General features: G+C 38.8%; 19 protein-coding genes. 16 read left to right on the forward strand and 3 right to left on the reverse strand.

Features of this window, described 5'->3' with window-relative positions:
* The first annotated feature begins 37 nt into the window (after positions 1 to 37).
* From mrdA to crcB, 8 genes are all read left to right on the forward strand, one after another.
* Positions 38 to 1933 carry a peptidoglycan DD-transpeptidase MrdA gene (gene mrdA / locus DK865_RS05520; protein WP_023581140.1) on the forward strand — a complete coding sequence of 632 codons (1896 nt, stop codon included), beginning with the start codon at positions 38 to 40 and terminating at the stop codon, positions 1931 to 1933.
* Between the two features lie 5 nt (positions 1934 to 1938).
* Positions 1939 to 3051: a peptidoglycan glycosyltransferase MrdB gene (mrdB, locus tag DK865_RS05525; RefSeq protein ID WP_023581139.1), complete on the forward strand. Its 1113-nt coding sequence runs from the start codon at positions 1939 to 1941 to the stop codon at positions 3049 to 3051.
* 10 nt (positions 3052 to 3061) lie between these two features.
* A complete protein-coding gene (rlpA, locus tag DK865_RS05530; protein WP_109391404.1) occupies positions 3062 to 4051 on the forward strand; it encodes an endolytic peptidoglycan transglycosylase RlpA in 990 nt (329 codons plus the stop codon).
* A 122-nt stretch (positions 4052 to 4173) separates the two neighbouring features.
* A complete protein-coding gene (gene dacA / locus DK865_RS05535) occupies positions 4174 to 5385 on the forward strand; it encodes a D-alanyl-D-alanine carboxypeptidase DacA (RefSeq protein WP_023581137.1) in 1212 nt (403 codons plus the stop codon).
* A gap of 199 nt (positions 5386 to 5584) precedes the next feature.
* Positions 5585 to 5848, forward strand: coding sequence for a DUF493 family protein YbeD (gene ybeD, locus DK865_RS05540; RefSeq protein WP_036912266.1), 264 nt, complete (start codon positions 5585 to 5587; stop codon positions 5846 to 5848).
* 163 nt (positions 5849 to 6011) lie between these two features.
* Positions 6012 to 6656, forward strand: coding sequence for a lipoyl(octanoyl) transferase LipB (gene lipB / locus DK865_RS05545; protein WP_023581135.1), 645 nt, complete (start codon positions 6012 to 6014; stop codon positions 6654 to 6656).
* A 101-nt stretch (positions 6657 to 6757) separates the two neighbouring features.
* Positions 6758 to 7723 (forward strand): lipoyl synthase, encoded by a 966-nt coding sequence (lipA, locus tag DK865_RS05550; RefSeq protein ID WP_006537742.1) that lies wholly within the window; start codon positions 6758 to 6760, stop codon positions 7721 to 7723.
* Positions 7724 to 7736: 13 nt separating this feature from the next.
* Entirely contained in the window at positions 7737 to 8111 is a 375-nt protein-coding gene (gene crcB / locus DK865_RS05555) for a fluoride efflux transporter CrcB (RefSeq protein WP_109391405.1), read from the forward strand.
* Between the two features lie 97 nt (positions 8112 to 8208).
* Here crcB and cspE read toward each other — a convergent pair whose 3' ends face one another.
* Both cspE and DK865_RS05565 read right to left on the reverse strand, forming a co-directional pair.
* Positions 8209 to 8418 (reverse strand): transcription antiterminator/RNA stability regulator CspE, encoded by a 210-nt coding sequence (cspE, locus tag DK865_RS05560; protein WP_023581133.1) that lies wholly within the window; start codon positions 8416 to 8418, stop codon positions 8209 to 8211.
* 197 nt (positions 8419 to 8615) lie between these two features.
* On the reverse strand, positions 8616 to 9089 hold the full coding sequence (locus DK865_RS05565; protein WP_023581132.1) for a methylated-DNA--[protein]-cysteine S-methyltransferase: 474 nt from the start codon (positions 9087 to 9089) through the stop codon (positions 8616 to 8618).
* A gap of 283 nt (positions 9090 to 9372) precedes the next feature.
* Here DK865_RS05565 and nrdH point away from each other — a divergent pair, with 283 nt between their 5' ends.
* From nrdH to DK865_RS05605, 8 genes are all read left to right on the forward strand, one after another.
* Entirely contained in the window at positions 9373 to 9597 is a 225-nt protein-coding gene (nrdH, locus tag DK865_RS05570) for a glutaredoxin-like protein NrdH (protein ID WP_023581131.1), read from the forward strand.
* A gap of 11 nt (positions 9598 to 9608) precedes the next feature.
* Positions 9609 to 10028 (forward strand): class Ib ribonucleoside-diphosphate reductase assembly flavoprotein NrdI, encoded by a 420-nt coding sequence (nrdI, locus tag DK865_RS05575; RefSeq protein ID WP_109391406.1) that lies wholly within the window; start codon positions 9609 to 9611, stop codon positions 10026 to 10028.
* A 5-nt stretch (positions 10029 to 10033) separates the two neighbouring features.
* Positions 10034 to 12160: a class 1b ribonucleoside-diphosphate reductase subunit alpha gene (gene nrdE, locus DK865_RS05580; RefSeq protein ID WP_109391407.1), complete on the forward strand. Its 2127-nt coding sequence runs from the start codon at positions 10034 to 10036 to the stop codon at positions 12158 to 12160.
* A gap of 24 nt (positions 12161 to 12184) precedes the next feature.
* Positions 12185 to 13153, forward strand: a complete 969-nt coding sequence (gene nrdF / locus DK865_RS05585) for a class 1b ribonucleoside-diphosphate reductase subunit beta (protein WP_109391408.1) — start codon at positions 12185 to 12187, stop codon at positions 13151 to 13153.
* Positions 13154 to 13775: 622 nt separating this feature from the next.
* Complete coding sequence (gene proV, locus DK865_RS05590) at positions 13776 to 14975, forward strand: glycine betaine/L-proline ABC transporter ATP-binding protein ProV (protein WP_023581127.1); 1200 nt, start codon at positions 13776 to 13778, stop codon at positions 14973 to 14975.
* Positions 14968 to 16167 (forward strand): glycine betaine/L-proline ABC transporter permease ProW, encoded by a 1200-nt coding sequence (gene proW, locus DK865_RS05595; protein WP_023581126.1) that lies wholly within the window; start codon positions 14968 to 14970, stop codon positions 16165 to 16167. Before proV ends, proW begins: the two co-directional genes overlap by 8 nt.
* Positions 16168 to 16300: 133 nt before the next feature.
* Positions 16301 to 17296 (forward strand): glycine betaine/L-proline ABC transporter substrate-binding protein ProX, encoded by a 996-nt coding sequence (proX, locus tag DK865_RS05600; RefSeq protein ID WP_023581125.1) that lies wholly within the window; start codon positions 16301 to 16303, stop codon positions 17294 to 17296.
* Between the two features lie 282 nt (positions 17297 to 17578).
* The gene (locus tag DK865_RS05605) at positions 17579 to 17929 is read left to right on the forward strand and encodes a hypothetical protein (protein ID WP_036912025.1); all 351 of its coding nucleotides are present in this window, start codon (positions 17579 to 17581) and stop codon (positions 17927 to 17929) included.
* A gap of 83 nt (positions 17930 to 18012) precedes the next feature.
* Here the strand turns inward: DK865_RS05605 and DK865_RS05610 are convergent, their stop codons facing one another.
* Positions 18013 to 20346, reverse strand: a complete 2334-nt coding sequence (locus DK865_RS05610) for a TonB-dependent hemoglobin/transferrin/lactoferrin family receptor (protein WP_109391409.1) — start codon at positions 20344 to 20346, stop codon at positions 18013 to 18015.
* Positions 20347 to 20479: the final 133 nt, after the last annotated feature.

The following is a 20479-nucleotide window of genomic DNA, read 5'->3' on the forward strand; positions in this document are numbered from 1 at the left end:
CAATAAATTGGCGGGTCAGTAAGTGAAGTCAAATGGGATGAAAAGAAAAAAACGTACCCCGTTTCGAGATTATACTGCGGAATCAAAGCTATTTATCCGTCGTGTGATTGTCGCATTTTCAGTAATTATTATATTGAGTGGTATTTTGGTTTTTAACCTCAATCACTTACAGATCGATCGCCATGATGATTATCAAACACGTTCAAATGATAACCGAATAAAATTAGTACCAATCGCTCCCAGCAGAGGCATTATTTACGATCGCAAAGGTATCCCTCTTGCGCTCAATCGTACTATCTATCAATTAGAGATTGTGCCGGAAAAGGTAGCAAATTTACAGGAAACACTTGAAAGTTTAAGAGATGTTGTTGATTTAACTGACGAAGATATTGCTGCGTTTGAAAAAGAGCGCAAGCGCTCACGTCGATTTAGCTCTATTGCTTTAAAAACAACATTAAGCCAAGTACAAGTCGCGCGTTTCGCAATCAATCAATACCGCTATCCCGGTTTAGAAATTAAAGGCTATCAACGTCGTTATTACCCTTATGGCTCAGCATTAACACATGTGATTGGTTACGTCGCAAAAATTAACGATAAAGATGTTGAACGCCTTGAAAAAGAAGGTTTATCACCTAACTATGCGGCAACTCATGATATCGGCAAATTAGGCATTGAACGTTATTATGAGTCTGTTTTACACGGCACAACTGGCTATGAAGAAGTTGAAGTTAATAGCCGTGGTCGAGTTATTCGCCAATTACACGAACAGCCCCCACAGGCAGGTAAAGATATCTATCTTACCATCGACCTTGAACTGCAAACCTATATTGAAGAATTACTCACCACAAGCCGAGCGGCGGTTGTAGTAACCGATCCTCGCAATGGTGAAATTTTAGCGCTTGTATCAAACCCTAGTTATGATCCTAACTTATTTGTCGGTGGGATTTCGAACACCGACTATCAAGGGTTATTAAACAACCCAGATAGACCGCTGATCAACCGTACAACCCAAGGTCTTTATCCACCAGCATCAACCGTAAAACCGTTTATGTCTGTTGCTGCATTAAGTGAAGGTGTCATTACAGCCAATACAACAATTCATGATCCTGGCTGGTGGCAACTTCCAGGCTCTGAAAAACGTTATCGAGATTGGAAACGTTGGGGACATGGAAAGCTTAATGTGACAAAATCTATCGTAGAATCGGCGGATACCTTCTTCTACCAAGTTGCTTATGATATGGGTATTGATCGTATATCAACTTGGATGGGGCGCTTTGGTTATGGTGAATATACTGGTATTGATCTATCCGAAGAACGTAATGGCATCATGCCAACGCGTGAGTGGAAACAACAACGTTATAAAAAACCTTGGTATCAAGGTGACACGATCCCTGTAGGGATTGGACAAGGTTATTGGACAGCAACGCCAATTCAAATGGCGAAAGCGTTAATGACATTGATTAATGACGGCCAAGTTAAAACCCCTCACCTACTTTATGGTACAAAACTTGGCAATGAAATGTTGCCTTATGTGGATACTGAAACACGACAAATTGGTGATATCAACTCAGGTTATTGGGAATTAGCAAAACACGGCATGTATGGTGTGGCTAATTTTCCTAACGGTACAGGTCGCCGAAGTTTTGCAGATGCACCTTATAAAGTAGCCGCAAAATCAGGAACTGCGCAGGTGTTTAGTTACGAAACCTACAATGCGAGTCAATTGGCTGAACATCTTCGTGACCACAAATTGATGATTGCTTTTGCGCCTTATGATAAACCAACCGTAGCCATCTCTATTATCCTAGAGAATGGTGGCGCAGGTCCTTCTGTCGGTGATATTACAAGACAAATTCTAGACCACATTCTTCTTGGTGATAACAACACCGTATTGCCAGCTTCTCCACCCGCACCGCGTGGTTCAGAGGAATAATACTCATGACTGAAAATAATAAGAAAAAATCCTTCTGGACTCGGCTCCATATCGACCCTCTATTCTTACTTTGCATTATTGCTTTATTAGGATATAGCGCATTTATTATGTGGAGTGCCAGCGGGCAAGATCCAGAAATGATGCAACGTAAGTTAGGGCAGATTGCAATGGGTTTTATGGTCATGATAGTCATGGCACAAATCCCACCGAGAGTCTATGAAAGCTGGGCGCCTCACCTCTATTTTTTCTGTGTTATTTTACTTATTCTTGTTGATGTCTTTGGACAAATCAGTAAAGGTGCACAACGTTGGCTGGATTTAGGTATTGTGCGTTTTCAGCCTTCAGAAATCGCTAAAATAGCAGTGCCTTTAATGGTCGCTCGATTTATGAATCGCGATGTGTGTCCTCCTACATTGCGTAATACAGCCATTGCTCTGGTCCTTATTTTTGTCCCCACTTTATTAGTCGCAGCACAGCCTGACTTAGGGACATCTATTCTTGTCGCTACTTCTGGATTATTCGTTCTTTTCTTAGCGGGAATGAGTTGGCGCCTTATCACCGTGGCCATTATTCTTGTCGCCGCCTTTATCCCCATACTTTGGTTTTTCCTAATGCATGATTACCAGCAAGCACGGGTAATGATGCTCCTTGATCCTGAATCAGACCCCCTTGGAGCAGGATATCATATCATCCAATCTAAAATTGCCATTGGTTCGGGTGGATTACATGGAAAAGGATGGTTACAAGGCACTCAATCTCAATTAGAATTCTTACCAGAGCGCCATACAGACTTTATTTTTGCTGTATTGGCTGAAGAGCTCGGATTAATTGGTGTTTTGATACTACTAACGCTTTATATACTCTTAATTGCGCGAGGTCTTTACCTTGCAACGAAAGCACAAAATACATTTGGTAGAGTAATGATTGGCGGATTAATGCTAATTTTCTTTGTCTATGTCTTTGTCAACATAGGAATGGTGAGTGGCATCCTTCCTGTTGTGGGTGTTCCGTTACCGCTGATGAGTTACGGAGGCTCAGCCCTTATTGTGTTAATGGCTGGGTTTGGTATCGTGATGTCGATTCATACACACCGAAAACTACTATCGAAAAGTTTATAATGAGGTTTTTATGCGTCTGCAATGGGTTTTGATTGGTATCAGTGCATTGCTACTGTCAGGGTGTGTTATTGATAAACCAAATACCAATAAACAGCCAGCACCATTACCCAATGTGCCAGCTCAACGTGTTCTTGGTGCTGAGCCACGTTACGAGCCTTATCACCCTACGGCAAATCAAGATTACCGAAAAAACGGGGTGATTTACCGTATTGTGACTGATCCTGCCAATTTCAGTGAGAAAGGCGAAGCGATTGTCTATGATAGCTTAGCGATGAGTCGATTAACGACCATTGGTGAGCGCGTTAATCCCTATGAATTTGCCGTTGCGCATCCTACATTGCCAATCCCAAGCTATGCAAAAATCACGAACTTGCTCAATGGACGTACCATGGTTGTACGTATTAATGACCGTGGTCCTTATGTCAATGGAAAACAAATCCAGGTCACTCCAGCGGTTTCTGATAGCTTACGTTTAATGCCGACAACCCCATTGCTTATTGAAGGCATTGTTGTTGATCAATCTGGTCATATGAGTGGTATTGGTACACATGGTGCGCAAATAGAGAAGAAAACAACAGCATTACCTGAACGTCCTAATTTTAATGCTCAACCAGCAACGCCTGCGCCATTAACAACATCCGCGCCTACCAACAACAATATGCCAGTTAAGCCATCAGCTCCAGCTCCAGCTCCAGCTCCAGCTCCAGCTCCAGCTCCAGCTCCAGCTCCAGCTCCAGCTCCAGCTCCAAAACCAGTATTATCTTCAAATTCCATAACACAAGGCTTTTATGTCCAAGTTGGGGCTCTCAGTAACGAAAATAATGCACAGTTTTGGCTCAATGATTTATCGTCATTATTTAGCACTCAAGGCGTGATCAATAAAACAGATGGATTATATAAAGTACAACTCGGCCCCTATTCATCTAAAGATCAAGCCGAAACGATAAAAAACAAGCTAAAACAAGTTAAAGATATCACTGGGTTTATTATTACCCAATAAAGGATAATTTTACGTAAAATCCTTTTTATATCAGCAAATTCAAGCGTAGAATCGTCTGGATTTGCTGATATTTTATTTATCGCTCCCTATTTTTCCCTGAATTTTCGGATCAAACAAACAGAATGAAACAGATACTCCCAGCAAAATTACTAAGAACAAGTCTATTAAGCGCCACTTTTGCTTTACTCACAGTAAGTCATCAAGGTATTGCAGAAGATTCCCTAAAAACAATGATACCTGCTGTTCCTAGTATCGAAGCCGAATCTTATATTCTTATTGATTATCATTCTGGGAAAGTACTGGCTGAAATGAACGCTGACGTTCGCCGTGATCCTGCAAGTTTAACCAAGATGATGACTAGCTATGTTATTGGTCAATCTATTCGTGCAGGTAAAATCTCTAATAGCGATATCGTACCCATTGGTGAAGAAGCATGGGCAACGGGTAATCCTGTTTTTCGTGGCTCTTCTTTAATGTTCTTAAAACCGGGTGATCAAGTTACAGTTGCGCAGTTAACTCGTGGTATTAACTTACAATCAGGTAATGATGCTTGTGTTGCAATGGCCTCTTATGTTGCAGGAAGCCAAGATACATTTGTGACCATGATGAACGATTACGTTAAACGTCTAGGTTTACAAAATACACAATTCCAAACCGTTCATGGTCTTGATGCTCCAGGACAATATAGCTCAGCTCGCGATATGGCACTAATTGGTGCTGCATTAATTCGCGATGTACCGGATGAATATGCCATCTATAAAGAAAAAGAGTACACCTACAATAATATCCGCCAAACTAACCGCAATGGTTTGTTGTGGGATACCAGCTTAAACGTTGATGGCATTAAAACAGGTCATACGGCATCTGCTGGCTATAACCTTGTCGCGTCTGCAACTGAAGGCGATATGCGTTTAATTTCTGCGGTTATGGGAGGTCACTCATCTAAAGGCCGTGATGCTGAAAGTAAAAAACTACTCACTTGGGGTTTTCGTTTCTTTGAAACCGTAAAACCATTACAAGTGGGTAAAGAGTTCGCGGCTGAACCTATCTGGTATGGTGAAACAGATAAAGTACAATTAGGAGTAGATAAAGATGTTTATTTAACTATTCCTCGTGGTCGTTTAAAGGATTTAAAAGCAAGCTATGTTCTTGATAATGTAGAATTACATGCCCCAGTAACTAAAAACCAAGTTGTGGGAACAATTAATTTCCAACTTGACGGTCAAGTTATTGAACAGCGACCACTTGTTGTGATGAATGAAGTAAAAGAAGGTGGTTTCTTTAGCCGTATTATCGACTATATCAAATTATTATTCTCACACTGGTTTGGCTAAGACTTGAAAAAGGTAAATATGACCACATATAAATTCCATACAGATATTGGCAGAAATACATTTACCATTCCATATTTACCCTAATTACCAGTATCGCATTCCTTATTATGTAAGGAATGCGCTTTTTATTTGCTAAGATTAGGTGTAGAAATAAATTATTAAAACAACAGCACCTGTTGTCTTAAGGAATTACATTATGATGAAAACAAAATTAAATGAACTGTTAGAGTTCCCATGTTCTTTCACTTATAAAGTGATGGGTCATGCAAAACCTGAATTAGTAGATCAAGTCGTTGAAGTCATTCAACGCCATGCACCTGGTGATTACACACCTTCAGTGAAACCTAGTAGCAAAGGTAATTATCACTCGGTGTCTATTACCATCAATGCAACTCATATCGATCAAGTAGAAACGTTATATAAAGAATTAGGTGAACTTGAACTGGTACGTATGGTTCTATAATCTCTTCTTTTAATCGATGCCTTTTTAAAAGCGCCTTTCATCATTAAGGCGCTTTTTCTTATTCTACATTTCCTTATTTTTCCCCTTACCTCGGAAAAAAAACATCTCAATCTGGTAGTTCATTTACTGGAGCGTTATACTGCTCTTCACAATTACGCTACAAATGAAGATTTTCACGGTGCAAGACAAGACAATCATTATTCGCCAATTAGGTGTGAAACCCTATTTACCGGTTTCTGATTCTATGCATCAGTTTACGGAAAAACGGGAAAGTCACACTCCTGATGAAATATGGCTCGTTCAACATGAACAGGTTTTTACCCAAGGCCAAGCAGGTAAAGCTGAACACTTATTAAATACAGGAACTATCCCTGTTATTCAGTCTGATCGTGGCGGTCAAGTCACTTATCATGGCCCCGGTCAACAAGTGATGTATGTTTTAATTGATTTAAAACGCAATCATGTCGGTGTTCGTCAATTAGTCACCGCTCTTGAAAACACCGTTATTGATACGCTGGCAGAGTTTAATGTAGAGGCTTATGCTCGCGCTGATGCACCCGGCGTTTATGTAAAGGGTGATAAAATTTGCTCTTTAGGATTGCGTATTCGTAAAGGTTGCTCCTTTCATGGACTTGCACTCAATATCGATATGGATTTATCCCCTTTTACACGAATAAATCCTTGTGGTTATTCTGATCTCAAAATGACGCAGTTAATTGATTTTGCACCGAATACGACAACGACACAGGTAGCACCGTTATTAGTTAAGCATTTTTGTACACAACTAGGATTTCAACCACAGCAATAAAAATGCTATAATTTTTTTAACATTTGTCATATTTTTTTAAAACCCTGATTACCTCAGTCACATCGTGTTAATCACTCTAGATAACTGGAACTGGCACAATTATGAGTAAACCTATTCAGATGGAACGCGGAGTTAAATATCGCGACGCCGATAAAATGGCACTTATTCCTGTTAAAACAGTCGCTACAGAACGTGAACAACTGCTACGCAAACCTGATTGGATGAAAATAAAGTTACCCGCTGACTCAAGTAAAATACAGGGTATCAAAGCAGCGATGCGTAAAAATGGTCTTCATTCCGTCTGTGAAGAAGCCTCTTGCCCTAACCTTGCAGAGTGTTTTAACCACGGAACAGCAACCTTTATGATCTTAGGCGCAATCTGTACACGCCGTTGCCCATTCTGCGATGTTGCTCATGGTCGCCCAAATGCCCCCGATCCACAAGAGCCAGAAAAACTCGCTCAAACGATTAAAGATATGGGGTTACGCTACGTTGTCATTACTTCCGTAGACCGCGATGATTTACGTGATGGCGGTGCTCAACATTTTGCTGATTGTATTGCTGCCATTCGTGCAAAAAATCCAACGATCCGTATTGAAACATTAGTTCCTGACTTCCGTGGTCGTATGGATAAAGCACTTGAGATCCTCACAGAAACACCACCTGATGTCTTCAACCATAACTTAGAGAACGTTCCTCGCGTTTATCGTCAAGTACGTCCAGGTGCTAACTATCAATGGTCATTAACATTGTTAGAGCGTTTTAAGCAAGCTCACCCAGATATTCCGACTAAATCCGGTTTAATGGTTGGTCTTGGGGAAACCAATGAAGAAATTATTGACGTTATGCGTGATCTGCGTAAACATGGGGTAACGATGCTGACATTAGGGCAATATTTACAGCCAAGCCGTCACCATCTTCCTGTTCAACGCTACGTCAGTCCTGACGAGTTTGAATATATGAAAGAGCAAGCACTTGCGATGGGCTTTACCCACGCAGCTTGTGGGCCGTTTGTTCGCTCGTCTTATCATGCTGATCTTCAAGCTCAGGGGATTGAGGTTAAATAACAATTGATCTCTCATGCTTAATATTGCAATTGCTGTATTTATAGGTGGTGGTTTGGGTAGCGTATTACGCTGGCTGATTAGCTACCGCCTAAATTCTATTTTTCCTCATTTTGCCACAGGCACCTTTATTGCTAACTGTATAGGTGCTTTTATTATTGCCTTTGGTATCGCTTGGTTTAGCAAAGCACCACATATTGATCCTATTTGGAAAATTATGCTAACTACGGGCTTTTGTGGCGGTCTGACAACATTTTCAACCTTTTCTGTCGAAGTTGTCGCGCTCTTAACTGAAGGGAGGATAGGATGGGCATTAAGTACGATGGGGGCTAATCTGGCAGGTTCATTTTTAATGACCGCATTTGCATTTTGGTTACTTCGAGAGATGTAATACTCGGAATATAAAAATCAGTTGAATAATGAGTGTTGCTCTAGATACATAAAAACCCGTTAAAAACGGGTTTTTACTGTCTCAAAGAAGTCGTTAATTAGATAGCGACAACGTTTGCAGCAGATGGCCCTTTCGCGCCGTCAGTAACTTCAAACTCTACTTTTTGACCTTCAGCAAGGGTTTTAAAGCCTTCTGATGTAATAGCGGAAAAGTGTACAAATACATCTTTGCTGCCATCTTCTGGAGTGATAAAACCAAAACCTTTAGTTTCGTTAAACCACTTAACGTTACCTTTTAATTTAGACATCAAGTTTACCTTTAAAATAGAAAATAAACGCAAGCGTTTTGCGTTAGCTATAGTAAAACAAAAATGATGATTCCCTGTCCACAGTCTAGATCACGAAACTCACATTTTTTTTCTGCCAAATGATTAATATTCAGACAAATCCCATGCCTTAACGCATAGTTCACTTAAGAAACAATACTTAATACTTACAATCTGAACTATTCATCAATTTCTATTTTTTCATATTGAAGTAGCCAACGCTTAATGTCTAATCCACCAGTATAGCCGACTAACTTACCGTTATGACCAATAACGCGGTGGCAAGGAATAATTAAAGATATCGGATTACGTGAATTTGCCATTCCTACCGCTCTGCAATAATTGACCGAACCTAATGTAAGCGCCAATTTTTTATAACTCCAAATTTCACCATAAGGGATTGTCTGTAATGTCTTCCAAACACGACTTTGAAATTCCGTTCCTTCAGGTGCTAATGGCACTGAAAACGTCGTGCGTTTCCCCGCAAAATACTCTTTTAATTGTTGTATACATTGGTTAATCACAGGGCTTGTATTGACAGCAACCTCTTTGTCATTCACAAAATAGAGACTCGTGATCCCCTTTTCATTCGCGGTGATAGAAATATAGTGTTTGGGAAAGCCTTGAGGTGCATTGAGATAGTCTTGGTACATAATGTTTTCTCTGCTGATTTGTCTTTAGCAACAAGATTAAAGCATGCTTGATTGATAAAGCAATCATCTAATTACTGCTATATCTAATAAAAATTGATCAATCGAGCGATCTAAAAATAAAATTAGTTCACTAACTGTTTAATTTTAATGATAATCATTATCAAAAATGAAAACCACCATATATTGTGTGGTTGAAAATAAATAACTCTATATATAGTATTTAAATACTTCTCATTATGGATGTGAAAACAGACGCATCCATATTTTTATAAGGGTTATTTTTATGTCTGTTATCCTCTATACCAAACCAAATTGCGTTCAATGCAGTGCCACAGAACGCGCCTTAAAACAGAAAAATATTCCGTTTGTTGCAGTTGACCTCACCAAAGATACACAAGCCCTCGCTCACATTGTTTCTATGGGATATCGCCAAGTACCTGTTGTGGTTCATGGTGAACAACATTGGTCGGGTTTCTGCCCTGATAAAATCAGACAGATCACGCTCTAAAGGAGCCACTCATGCAAACTGCACCTTTGATCTATTTTTCAAGTCGCTCTGAAAACTGCCATCGTTTTATACAAAAACTCAATATAAAAGCGACCAGAATTATTGAAGATGAAACATTGCTTGCAACACAACCTTTTGTGTTGCTTTGTCCAACTTATGGTGGCGGTGGTACGAAAGGTGCGGTACCTAAAGCGGTTATTCAGTTTTTAAATATTCCTGAGAACCGCCAATTAATACGCGGAGTCATTGCTTCTGGAAATACTAACTTTGGTACAGCTTACGGATTAGCGGGGGATATTATTGCACAAAAATGCCACATCCCTTTCTTGTATCGATTTGAATTATTAGGTACGCCAGAAGATGTAAGCCGCGTCAAAACAGGTTTAAACACGTTTTGGTCAAGCCTTGCTGACCAATGCGTCACGAGATAATTAACATGATACCATCAGCCGAACAACTGGATTACCATGCATTAAATGCCATGCTAAATCTCTATGATGAGCAAGGTAATATTCAGTTTGATAAAGACAAATTAGCAACACACCATTTTTTTCGTCAGCATGTAAATCAAAACACCGTATTTTTTCATGATCTAAGAGAAAAATTAGAGTTCTTAGTCCAACAACACTATTACGAAGCCCAAGTGTTAGAACAGTATGAATTTGCTTTTATCAAACAGCTCTTCAAACATGCTTATAGCAAAAAGTTTCGCTTCCAATCTTTCCTTGGTGCTTTTAAGTATTACACCAGTTATACCTTAAAAACGTTTGATGGAGAGCGCTACCTTGAACGCTATGAAGATCGCGTTTGTATGGTGGCGCTCACTCTTGCACAAGGCAATACTGATCTTGCGATTCATCTTGTTGATGAAATCATTAATGGTCGTTTTCAACCCGCAACACCCACTTTTTTAAATTGTGGGAAACAACAACGCGGTGAATTGGTTTCCTGCTTTCTACTGCGTATAGAAGATAATATGGAGTCTATCGGTCGATCGGTCAATTCCGCATTACAACTTTCTAAACGTGGCGGTGGCGTTGCATTTTTGCTCACTAATTTACGTGAAGCAGGCGCGCCCATTAAACGGATAGAGAATCAATCTTCTGGCGTTGTTCCTGTTATGAAAATGCTTGAAGATGCATTTTCCTATGCCAATCAGTTAGGTGCAAGGCAAGGAGCGGGGGCTGTTTATCTTCATGCTCATCATCCGGATATTTACCATTTTCTTGATACAAAAAGAGAAAATGCGGATGAAAAAGTCCGAATAAAAACCCTCTCTTTAGGTGTTGTTATCCCTGACATCACTTTTGAATTAGCGAAACGCAATGAAGATATGTATCTCTTCTCACCTTATGATATCGCGCGTGTTTATGGCGTACCTATGTCAGAGATCAGTATTAGCGAAAAATACAGTGAAATGGTGAATAACGCGCAAATTCGTAAGAAGAAAATTAAAGCGAGGGCGTTTTTCCAAACACTTGCCGAAATTCAATTTGAATCTGGCTATCCTTATATCATGTTTGAAGATGCAGTAAATCGCGCCAATCCTATCGCTGGCAGAATTAACATGAGCAATCTTTGTTCTGAAATTTTACAAGTCAACAGCGCAAGTGAATATCACCCTGACTTAAGTTATCGCCATATTGGTCATGACATCAGTTGTAACTTAGGCTCTATGAATATTGCGATGGCAATGGACTCACCTAACTTTGCACATACCGTCAGTACGGCAATTAGAGCATTAAGCAATGTCTCTGAAATGACGAAAATCGAGTCCGTTCCTTCTATTGAAAAAGGTAATCTTGCGTCTCATGCCATTGGTTTAGGACAAATGAATTTACATGGTTACTTAGCACGTGAAGGGATTTATTACGGCTCTAAAGAAGCATTAGATTTTACTAACATCTATTTCTATACCGTCACTTACTATGCGTTATTAGCATCAAATCAATTAGCTATTGAAAAAAAACAGCACTTTAAAGGCTTTGAAAATTCAAAATACGCAACAGGTGAATATTTTAATAAATATATATCACAACAGTGGTTGCCTAAAACTCAAAAAGTCCACCAGCTATTCAATCAATCTAATATTCATATTCCAACACAGGAAGATTGGCAGACTCTCAAACAATCTATTATGGTGCATGGGATCTATAACCAAAACTTACAAGCAATACCACCGACAGGATCTATTTCCTATATCAACCACTCTACATCAAGCATTCACCCTATTGCCGCGCCAATAGAAATTAGAAAAGAAGGTAAGATTGGACGGGTTTATTACCCAGCCCCTTTTATGACCAATGAGAATCGTCAATATTATCAAGATGCTTATGAAATTGGGGCTGAGAAAATTATCGATACCTATGCCGAAGCTTCTCAACATATCGACCAAGGCTTATCGCTCACATTATTCTTTTCTGATGAAGCAACAACCCGAGATATTAACAAAGCACAAATATATGCATGGCGTAAAGGGATTAAAACCTTGTATTACATTCGCATCCGACAATCTGCATTAGCAGGAACTGAAATCAAAGGTTGTGTTTCGTGCGCACTTTAATAATAACAATAAGGAGAACATAGCATGTCATCACCTTTATTAAGCCACGTTAATGCGATTAATTGGAATCGTATTGAAGATGAAAAAGATTTAGAAGTTTGGAATCGTTTAACCATGAATTTTTGGTTACCTGAAAAAATTCCACTCTCTAATGATATCCCCTCATGGAACACGCTGACTCAAGCCGAAAAACAACTGACGATCCGTGTTTTCACCGGACTCACTTTGCTTGATACAATCCAAAACACCGTAGGCGCACCTACTTTAATGCCTGATGCACTCACGCCTCATGAAGAAGCGGTGTTATCTAATATCTGCTTTATGGAAGCCGTTCATGCTCGCTCTTACAGTTCGATATTTTCCACACTCTGCTTAATAAGCGATGTCGATGAAGCCTACCGTTGGAGTGAAGAAAATCCTTACTTACAAAAGAAAGCAGAAATTATTTTGCGTTATTATCAAGATGAAGATCCTTTAAAGAAAAAAATCGCCAGCGTCTTTTTAGAATCTTTTTTATTTTATTCTGGATTCTATTTACCAATGTATTGGTCAAGTCGTGGAAAACTAACCAATACCGCTGATTTAATTCGACTTATTATTAGGGATGAAGCCGTTCATGGTTATTATATTGGCTATAAATTTCAAAATCAGTTATTAAGCAAATCCGAATTAGAGAAACAAGATATTAAAGATTTTACTTTCTCATTATTATTAGATTTATATGATAATGAAGTGAAATATACCGAAGATCTTTACGACATTGTCGGTTGGACAGAAGATGTCAAAAAATTTCTTCATTATAATGCGAATAAAGCATTAATGAATTTAGGGTATGAAGCGTTATTCCCAGATGAAATAACCAATGTAAGTCCTGCAATTCTTTCTTCATTATCACCAGATGCAAATGAAAACCACGATTTCTTCTCTGGCTCCGGTTCATCTTATGTTATTGGAAAAACCATTAACACTGAAGACGATGATTGGGATTTTTAAATTCGCGCGCCTAGTTGAAGGTAATAGAAACAGCATAATACATTCAATTTAATTATGAGTCACAGATAAAACATAATACACTGAAAAATATAGATTATTTTTTAGTGTATTTTTATTTGTTTATTAAATAATCTAATTGATTGATTTTTGCCGTTCAATGTTGTCAAAAAATTAACTTTTTTCGAATGATTTTAGCTTATACCTCGTAGATAAACCTTATCACAACACATTAAACATTAATTAATCTAATGTATCTCGCTTTTTTTTCATTTAATTTCCCTCTCTTTTTTCGCTTTGTTTTAAAATTAAGTCTTCATTTTTATTGAGATCCTAATCAAAATAATAATATCTATAAAAATAAAGTTATTTCAGTTGGTTAGAGGAAAATACATCTTTTAATAAATTTTATTTATTTCACTTTATTTAATTATTAATCATATTAAAAACAAAGAAAATACAGATAAATTATTTAATTAATTATAATTAACATAGGGTTGTCAGACTCAATCATTGTGGTAGGGTATTTCCCTTACTAAAAATCTTATTTAGGAAAAACAACAACACTTATTAATTAATATTTAATTTATTCCTTTCAATATTTAAATAGGAAACTTTATATTGCATGGCAATTAAACTCGAAGTAAAAAATCTCTACAAGGTATTTGGCGAGCACCCGAAACGCGCTTTTGAATTATTAGAATCTGGTATGAATAAAGATCAGATTTTTGATAAGACGGGGCTGACAGTGGGCGTTCAAAATGCAAATCTGGCAATTGAAGAAGGCGAAATATTTGTCATTATGGGATTATCTGGTTCAGGTAAATCTACTCTAGTCCGCCTTCTCAATCGTCTGATCGCTCCGACAAAAGGAGAAGTGCTTATTGATGGTGAAAATATTGCCACCATGTCGGATGCCGAATTACGACAAGTACGCCGTAAAAAAATCAGTATGGTGTTTCAATCATTTGCATTGATGCCCCATATGAACGTGCTTGATAACACGGCATTTGGAATGGATCTCGCTGGATTAAGTAAAGACGAGCGTTATAAAAAAGCGATGGATGCCTTAGAGCAGGTCAACTTAGGGAGTTACGCAAACTCTTGGCCTGATGAGCTTTCTGGTGGGATGCGTCAACGTATCGGTCTTGCGCGTGCACTTGCCAATGATCCTGATATTTTGTTAATGGACGAAGCCTTTTCAGCACTTGATCCATTAATTCGTACAGAAATGCAAGATGAGTTATTAAGTTTACAAGGTGATAAACAGCGTACCATTGTGTTTATCTCTCATGATCTGGATGAAGCTATGCGTATTGGCGACCGAATTGCCATTATGCAAGGGGGGGTTGTTGTTCAAACGGGAACACCCGATGAAATACTCAACAATCCAGCAAATGATTATGTGCGTACGTTTTTCCGTGGTGTTGATATTAGCCACGTATTTAGTGCAAAAGATATTGCTAAACGTCGCCCAGAAACCTTGCTGCATATAGCCCCCGGTTTTGGCCCTCGCTCCGCCTTAAAAGTACTCGAAGATGAAGACAGAAACTTTGGCTACCTTATTGAACGAGGAAGAAAATTTATTGGCATCGTTTCCGTTACGTCTCTTGAAGAGGCGCTTAAAAATAAACAACCTATTGAGTCAGCTATTTTACCTGAGCCTTGCGCCATTAATGGTGATACTCCGTTAAACGAGCTGATTTCAACTGTTGCACAATCTCCCTGTGCCATTCCTGTTATTGATGAAAAAAATCGTTATATCGGGTTAATTTCTAAAGGAATGTTACTACAAGCACTGGATAAGGAGACGCCAAATGAGTAATACAACAGATCAAGATACAGCTTTGGACACAAATATCCAAGAAACCACAACAAGCGAGACGGCACAAGAGACAACCAATAACGTAAATGATGATCCTTGGGCAACAACAGATACAAGCACAACAGAAAGCGATCCTTGGAGTAGTGCTGACAGTTCTTCAACCGATGCCGACCCATGGGGTACAGGCAGTGGTACTGAAAATATTGACACCTCATCCGCAGGCAGTGATTGGCTAGATGCCACACCGACAGATATCGCACCCGATTCATTCAATCTAATGGACCCCTTTCACAACACACTGATCCCATTAGATTCTTGGGTTACTGACGCGATTGACTGGATTGTGTTGCACTTCCGCCCTGTTTTCCAAGGTATTCGTGTACCCGTTGATTTTGTATTAAGTGGTTTTGAAAATTTCTTAACTTCAATGCCAGCACCTATCGCCATTATTCTATTTTCTCTGATTGCATGGCAACTTTCAGGCAAAGTCATGGGTGTCGCTTCTTTTATCTCATTAATATTAATTGGTGCGATTGGAGCTTGGTCTGAAGCCATGGTTACCCTTGCACTGGTACTCACTTCATTACTGTTTTGTCTAATTATCGGGCTTCCATTAGGAATATGGTTAGCTAACAGTGATAGAGCATCCAAAATTGTTCGGCCTTTACTGGATGCGATGCAAACAACGCCGGCGTTTGTCTACTTAGTGCCTATCGTCATGTTGTTTGGGATTGGTAACGTCCCCGGCGTTGTGGTCACCATTATTTTTGCCTTACCTCCTATTGTGAGATTGACCATTTTAGGGATCAAACAAGTTCCTGAAGATTTAATTGAAGCAGCACAATCATTTGGTGCAAATCCTCGACAAATGCTGTTTAAAGTGCAATTACCGCTCGCCATGCCAACGATAATGGCGGGTGTAAACCAAACCTTGATGTTAGCACTTTCAATGGTTGTTATTGCATCCATGATAGCCGTTGGCGGATTAGGTCAAATGGTATTACGCGGTATAGGTCGTCTTGATATGGGACTTGCTGCCGTAGGAGGCGCAGGTATTGTTATCCTCGCTATTATTCTTGACCGATTAACACAATCTTTAGGTCAAAACAGCCGTCATAAAGGCAATCGATGCTGGTATATGACAGGGCCTATCGGCTTAATTTGCCGACTCTTTGGCAAAAAAGCATCGTAATAAATATTTTCACTATTTATTAAAAATCAGTATTAAAAACCAATAAAAAACATCACGTTCAATCAATATAAGAAGTAGAGGCGACAGTTCGCTGTCGCTTTTATCTCTTACCATCACAACAGAAGGAAAAACTATGCGTAATCCAGTTCTCTGGGCAACCGTATTGTCCGCCACACTGATAAGCACCCAGTTATCCGCTGCTGATTTACCCGGAAAAGGGATTTCGGTTCAACCTGTGCAAAGTACGATTTCTGAAGAAACCTTTCAAACGTTAATCGTTAATAAAGCACTAGAACAATTAGGTTACACCGTTCAGCCAATTAAAGAAGTTGACTATAACGTTGCTTACTCCTCTATCGCCAATGGTGATGCTACCTTTATGGCAGTCAGTTGGGTTCCTCTTCATAATTCACAATATGCAGCAGCAGGCGGTGATAATACCTTTTATCGTAAAGGGGATTATGTCGTTAATGCAGCTCAAGGTTATTTGATTGATAAAAAAACAGCTGAAAAATATAACATTACAAATATTGAGCAATTAAAAGATCCTAACATTGCCAAATTATTTGATGCCAATGGTGATGGCAAAGCCGATTTAACGGGTTGTAATCCAGGATGGGGTTGTGAAGAGGCGATCAACAACCACTTAAAAGCCTATGGATTAGAAAAATCTGTTACACATAACCAAGGCAATTACGCGGCAATGATGGCAGATACCATCACTCGCTATAAAGAAGGCAAACCCATTTTTTATTACACATGGACACCTTACTGGATAAGTGATGTCTTAAAACCGGGTAAAGATGTGGTGTGGTTACAAGTTCCCTTCTCTTCATTACCGGGTGATGATAAAACCGATACCACATTAGCTAATGGTAAAAACTATGGCTTTCCGCCAAGTACCATGCATATCGCAGCAAATAAAAAATGGGCTGAAGAAAATCCTGCTGCGGCAAAACTCTTTGAAGTCATGAAAGTGTCTGTTGCCGATATTAATGCGCAAAACTTACGTATGCATAATGGTCAAAAATCACAGGCAGACATTGAACGTCATGCTAATGCTTGGATCAAAGCCCATCAAAAAACTTTTGATGGTTGGATTGAACAAGCTCGAAGTGCCGCAAAGTAACATGATGAAATAAAAAATAATCTATAAAACAAAGATTATGACTCAGCAGACTACAATATTGTAGTCTGTTTTTCTTTATAAAAAATAAAATGAGACGTTATTAAACAAAATATATTTATACAATAAAACATAATCTCAATATGATTTTTTTATTAAGATTATTCTTCTTATTAAGTACTCACTTATCCCTTTCTTTCATTCTCTCTTTTCTTCAATTATGCTCCTCTCTTTCTCCAGTAAGTATTCTCATTTATATTTATTATTTTAGATAAGGAATAAATTGTGTCTTACACTAACAAACCAGTACCTGAAGAAATTAAACGTTGGAACTGGGGTGCTTTCATGTTTAATATTATTTGGGGTTTTGGTAATAAATCCTATCTTCCATTATTAGCGCTTGTTCCTTTACTTAATCTTGTGTGGATCTTTGTCTGCGGTATTAAAGGAAATGAATGGGCTTGGAAAAATGGCGATTATGATTCCGTTGAAACCTTTATGAAAGTGCAAGAAACATGGAACAGAGCCGGCTTTGTTTACTTTATTATTAGTATCATCATGGCTGTTTTGTTCTTTATTTTCTTCTTCACTACCATGATGGCAATGATTGCCACTTCTGCATCACAAGGTTATTAATTCAGTGTATTGAGTATTGAACTCTTAATGACAATAAACCCCATAATATCTATGGGGTTTATCTATTTTTATTTTCAGTAATATTAGAAACGTTTTACCACAGTAAACCGATAATCACGCCCTACACCTGAAACAGACTCTCCTAAATAAGGATAATAATCACGGTTAAATAAATTCGCGACTGTAAAACGAACCTCAGTATTATCTATAAAAGAAGGTTCCCAATTCGCAAATAAACCGTGAATTGCATAGCCTTTGCTTTTTGGTAATGACCAATAACCCGCATCAGGATCAGCATCCATTGGTGAACGGCGTTGGGCGCCAATAAAATCGCCAGTCCATCCCATATTGATATGAATACTGGGTACTTTTATACCAAGGGTGGCATGTAAAGCATCAGGCTGGATCTCCGCAATCCATGTTTTTTGACCAAACCACGGATCACGCGGTGATTGGTCACGTTTCCCTTTCATTGTCGAATACGCTAAACGACCGAATACATTAGCGCTATTATAAAAGGCTTCAATTTCCAACCCTTGAATATGGTAGCCCGGTAAATTACGGTAATTCCCCATTGAAGGCGGGCAATTTCCATTATGCCCATCCACCTTTTGGCTTTCACAATAGACACCGCGCCGGCGGAAAATTTCGTCTTTACCACGAGTATCAAACAGTGTTGTTCTTAATTGCAGTTGGTCTTCCTGTTGAATAACACTTTCAAAATCAGCAATTGCACCAATTCGTGCCGCTCTTACCGTTTCTTTATCTAGATGGCGACTTGTTCCCGTTAAACTAGAAATACGTCCTTGAACTTCATACTGCTCATCAATCAATGGGGCTCGCCATGTATAAGTTAGATCACCAAAGAATCTGAAATTCGGGTTCATTTTCCATAATAAACCTAAATGAGGTGTTGCCCCGCTATAAGTCACATCCGAATAATCATGACCATAATAGGGATCAGGATCTTGATAGGTTATAGCTCGGCTTCCCTTGCCTTGGTTTTTAACGATATCGTAGCGAACACCCGGTGTTATCGTCAGGTTTCTATAACTCATCGAATCTTGAAGATAGAAACTGGTGGTTGTTTGCGTACCCTCTGGCATATAAGGAGGCGCATAATATCCATAGTTATAATTTGGATTTTTCGCTTTATCGCGAGTAAACATTAAGACATCACGATCATTGCGATGCCAGCGTGTTCCTACTAATACCTGATGTTCTAAAGCACCTTGCATAACAGTGCTTTCATTCTTAATTTCAATTTGATGATTTCGATAGTCTACCCAACTTTGATTTCCCATACTGCCACTAAAATAGGAACTCGCTGTCTCTGGGCGACTATCGTTTTGTTTGGTTTTTGAATAACCGTAGGTAAGCGTTAAATTAATGAAATCAGAATCAACTGGCTGAATATTCCATTTCACACTAAAGGTGTCGTCTTTTTGATCGCGATAAACTAATTTACGTTTCATCGCCGCATCAAAACCATATTTATCCACTTCAGCTTGGCTAGGTTTAGCTAATTCATCACGTTTAGCCGCCCAAGGTGTCCAACCATCACTTTCTGAGCGTGAAGCTGATAACGTTAATGTTTGTGCTTCAGTGAAATAGAGATTCATTTTAATTAAAAAAGAATCTTGGTCTGACTGTGAATAGCCAAATTTAGTCCCATCAGGGCGTCGCAGATCGTCGCTTTCACGACGGTTAAAATAGAATAATCCGTCGGCTTGCCCATCAAGTAATTTACCGTATACCGCACCACTATAACGATTTTGTCTATCGTTGGTATGGTGACCATATTTTAAAAACATCCCAATATTCTGATCGGGTAATAATAAATCATCGGGATCTTTAGTTTCAATTCTCACTGAACCCCCAAACCCGCCATTCCCTTGAGTAATATTATGAGGACCTTTATCAACATCAATACGGCGTATTAATTCAGGATCAATAAAAATAGAACCTTGGCGATATTTCTCAAAGGTTTTAGGTGTGCCATCAAGAGTGATTTTAATATCTTCAGGATTACCCATCCCCCAGATATTTAATGTTTGACCACCAGGTCTTGGTGAGCCTGATGATGAGATCCCAGGTAATTTATCCACCAGCTCTGCGATATTATTAGGCTGAATTCTGTCGATATCTTTTAATGTCAGAACCGTACTTCCTGCATCAACGCTTGAATTGAGCTCACCTGATACATAGATAGGTTCAATAATAATCTTTTCACGCGATTTGGGTTGTCCAAGCGTTTCCAACCTTGTGGATGTCGTTATTTCTGGCTTTACACTTTCAATTGCATAGCTATTTAACGAAGTGAGTGAAGTCAATAATAATGTCATCGCTGATGACGAAAATGAAAATATCCCAAATCCCTGACGATGAGCATCATTTTTTGCTAAGAAATGGATCATAATAGTAGTATCTTTTTGTATGGTTATTAATTTGATAAATAATTAGAGCTGTTACTAACAGACTTAATTATGATAATGATAATAATTATCATTATCTAGTTTTTTTGCATTTATCACTCAATACAGATAACTA

The organism is Proteus cibi, assembly GCF_003144405.1.
GTDB classification, from domain to species: Bacteria; Pseudomonadota; Gammaproteobacteria; order Enterobacterales; family Enterobacteriaceae; genus Proteus; species Proteus cibi.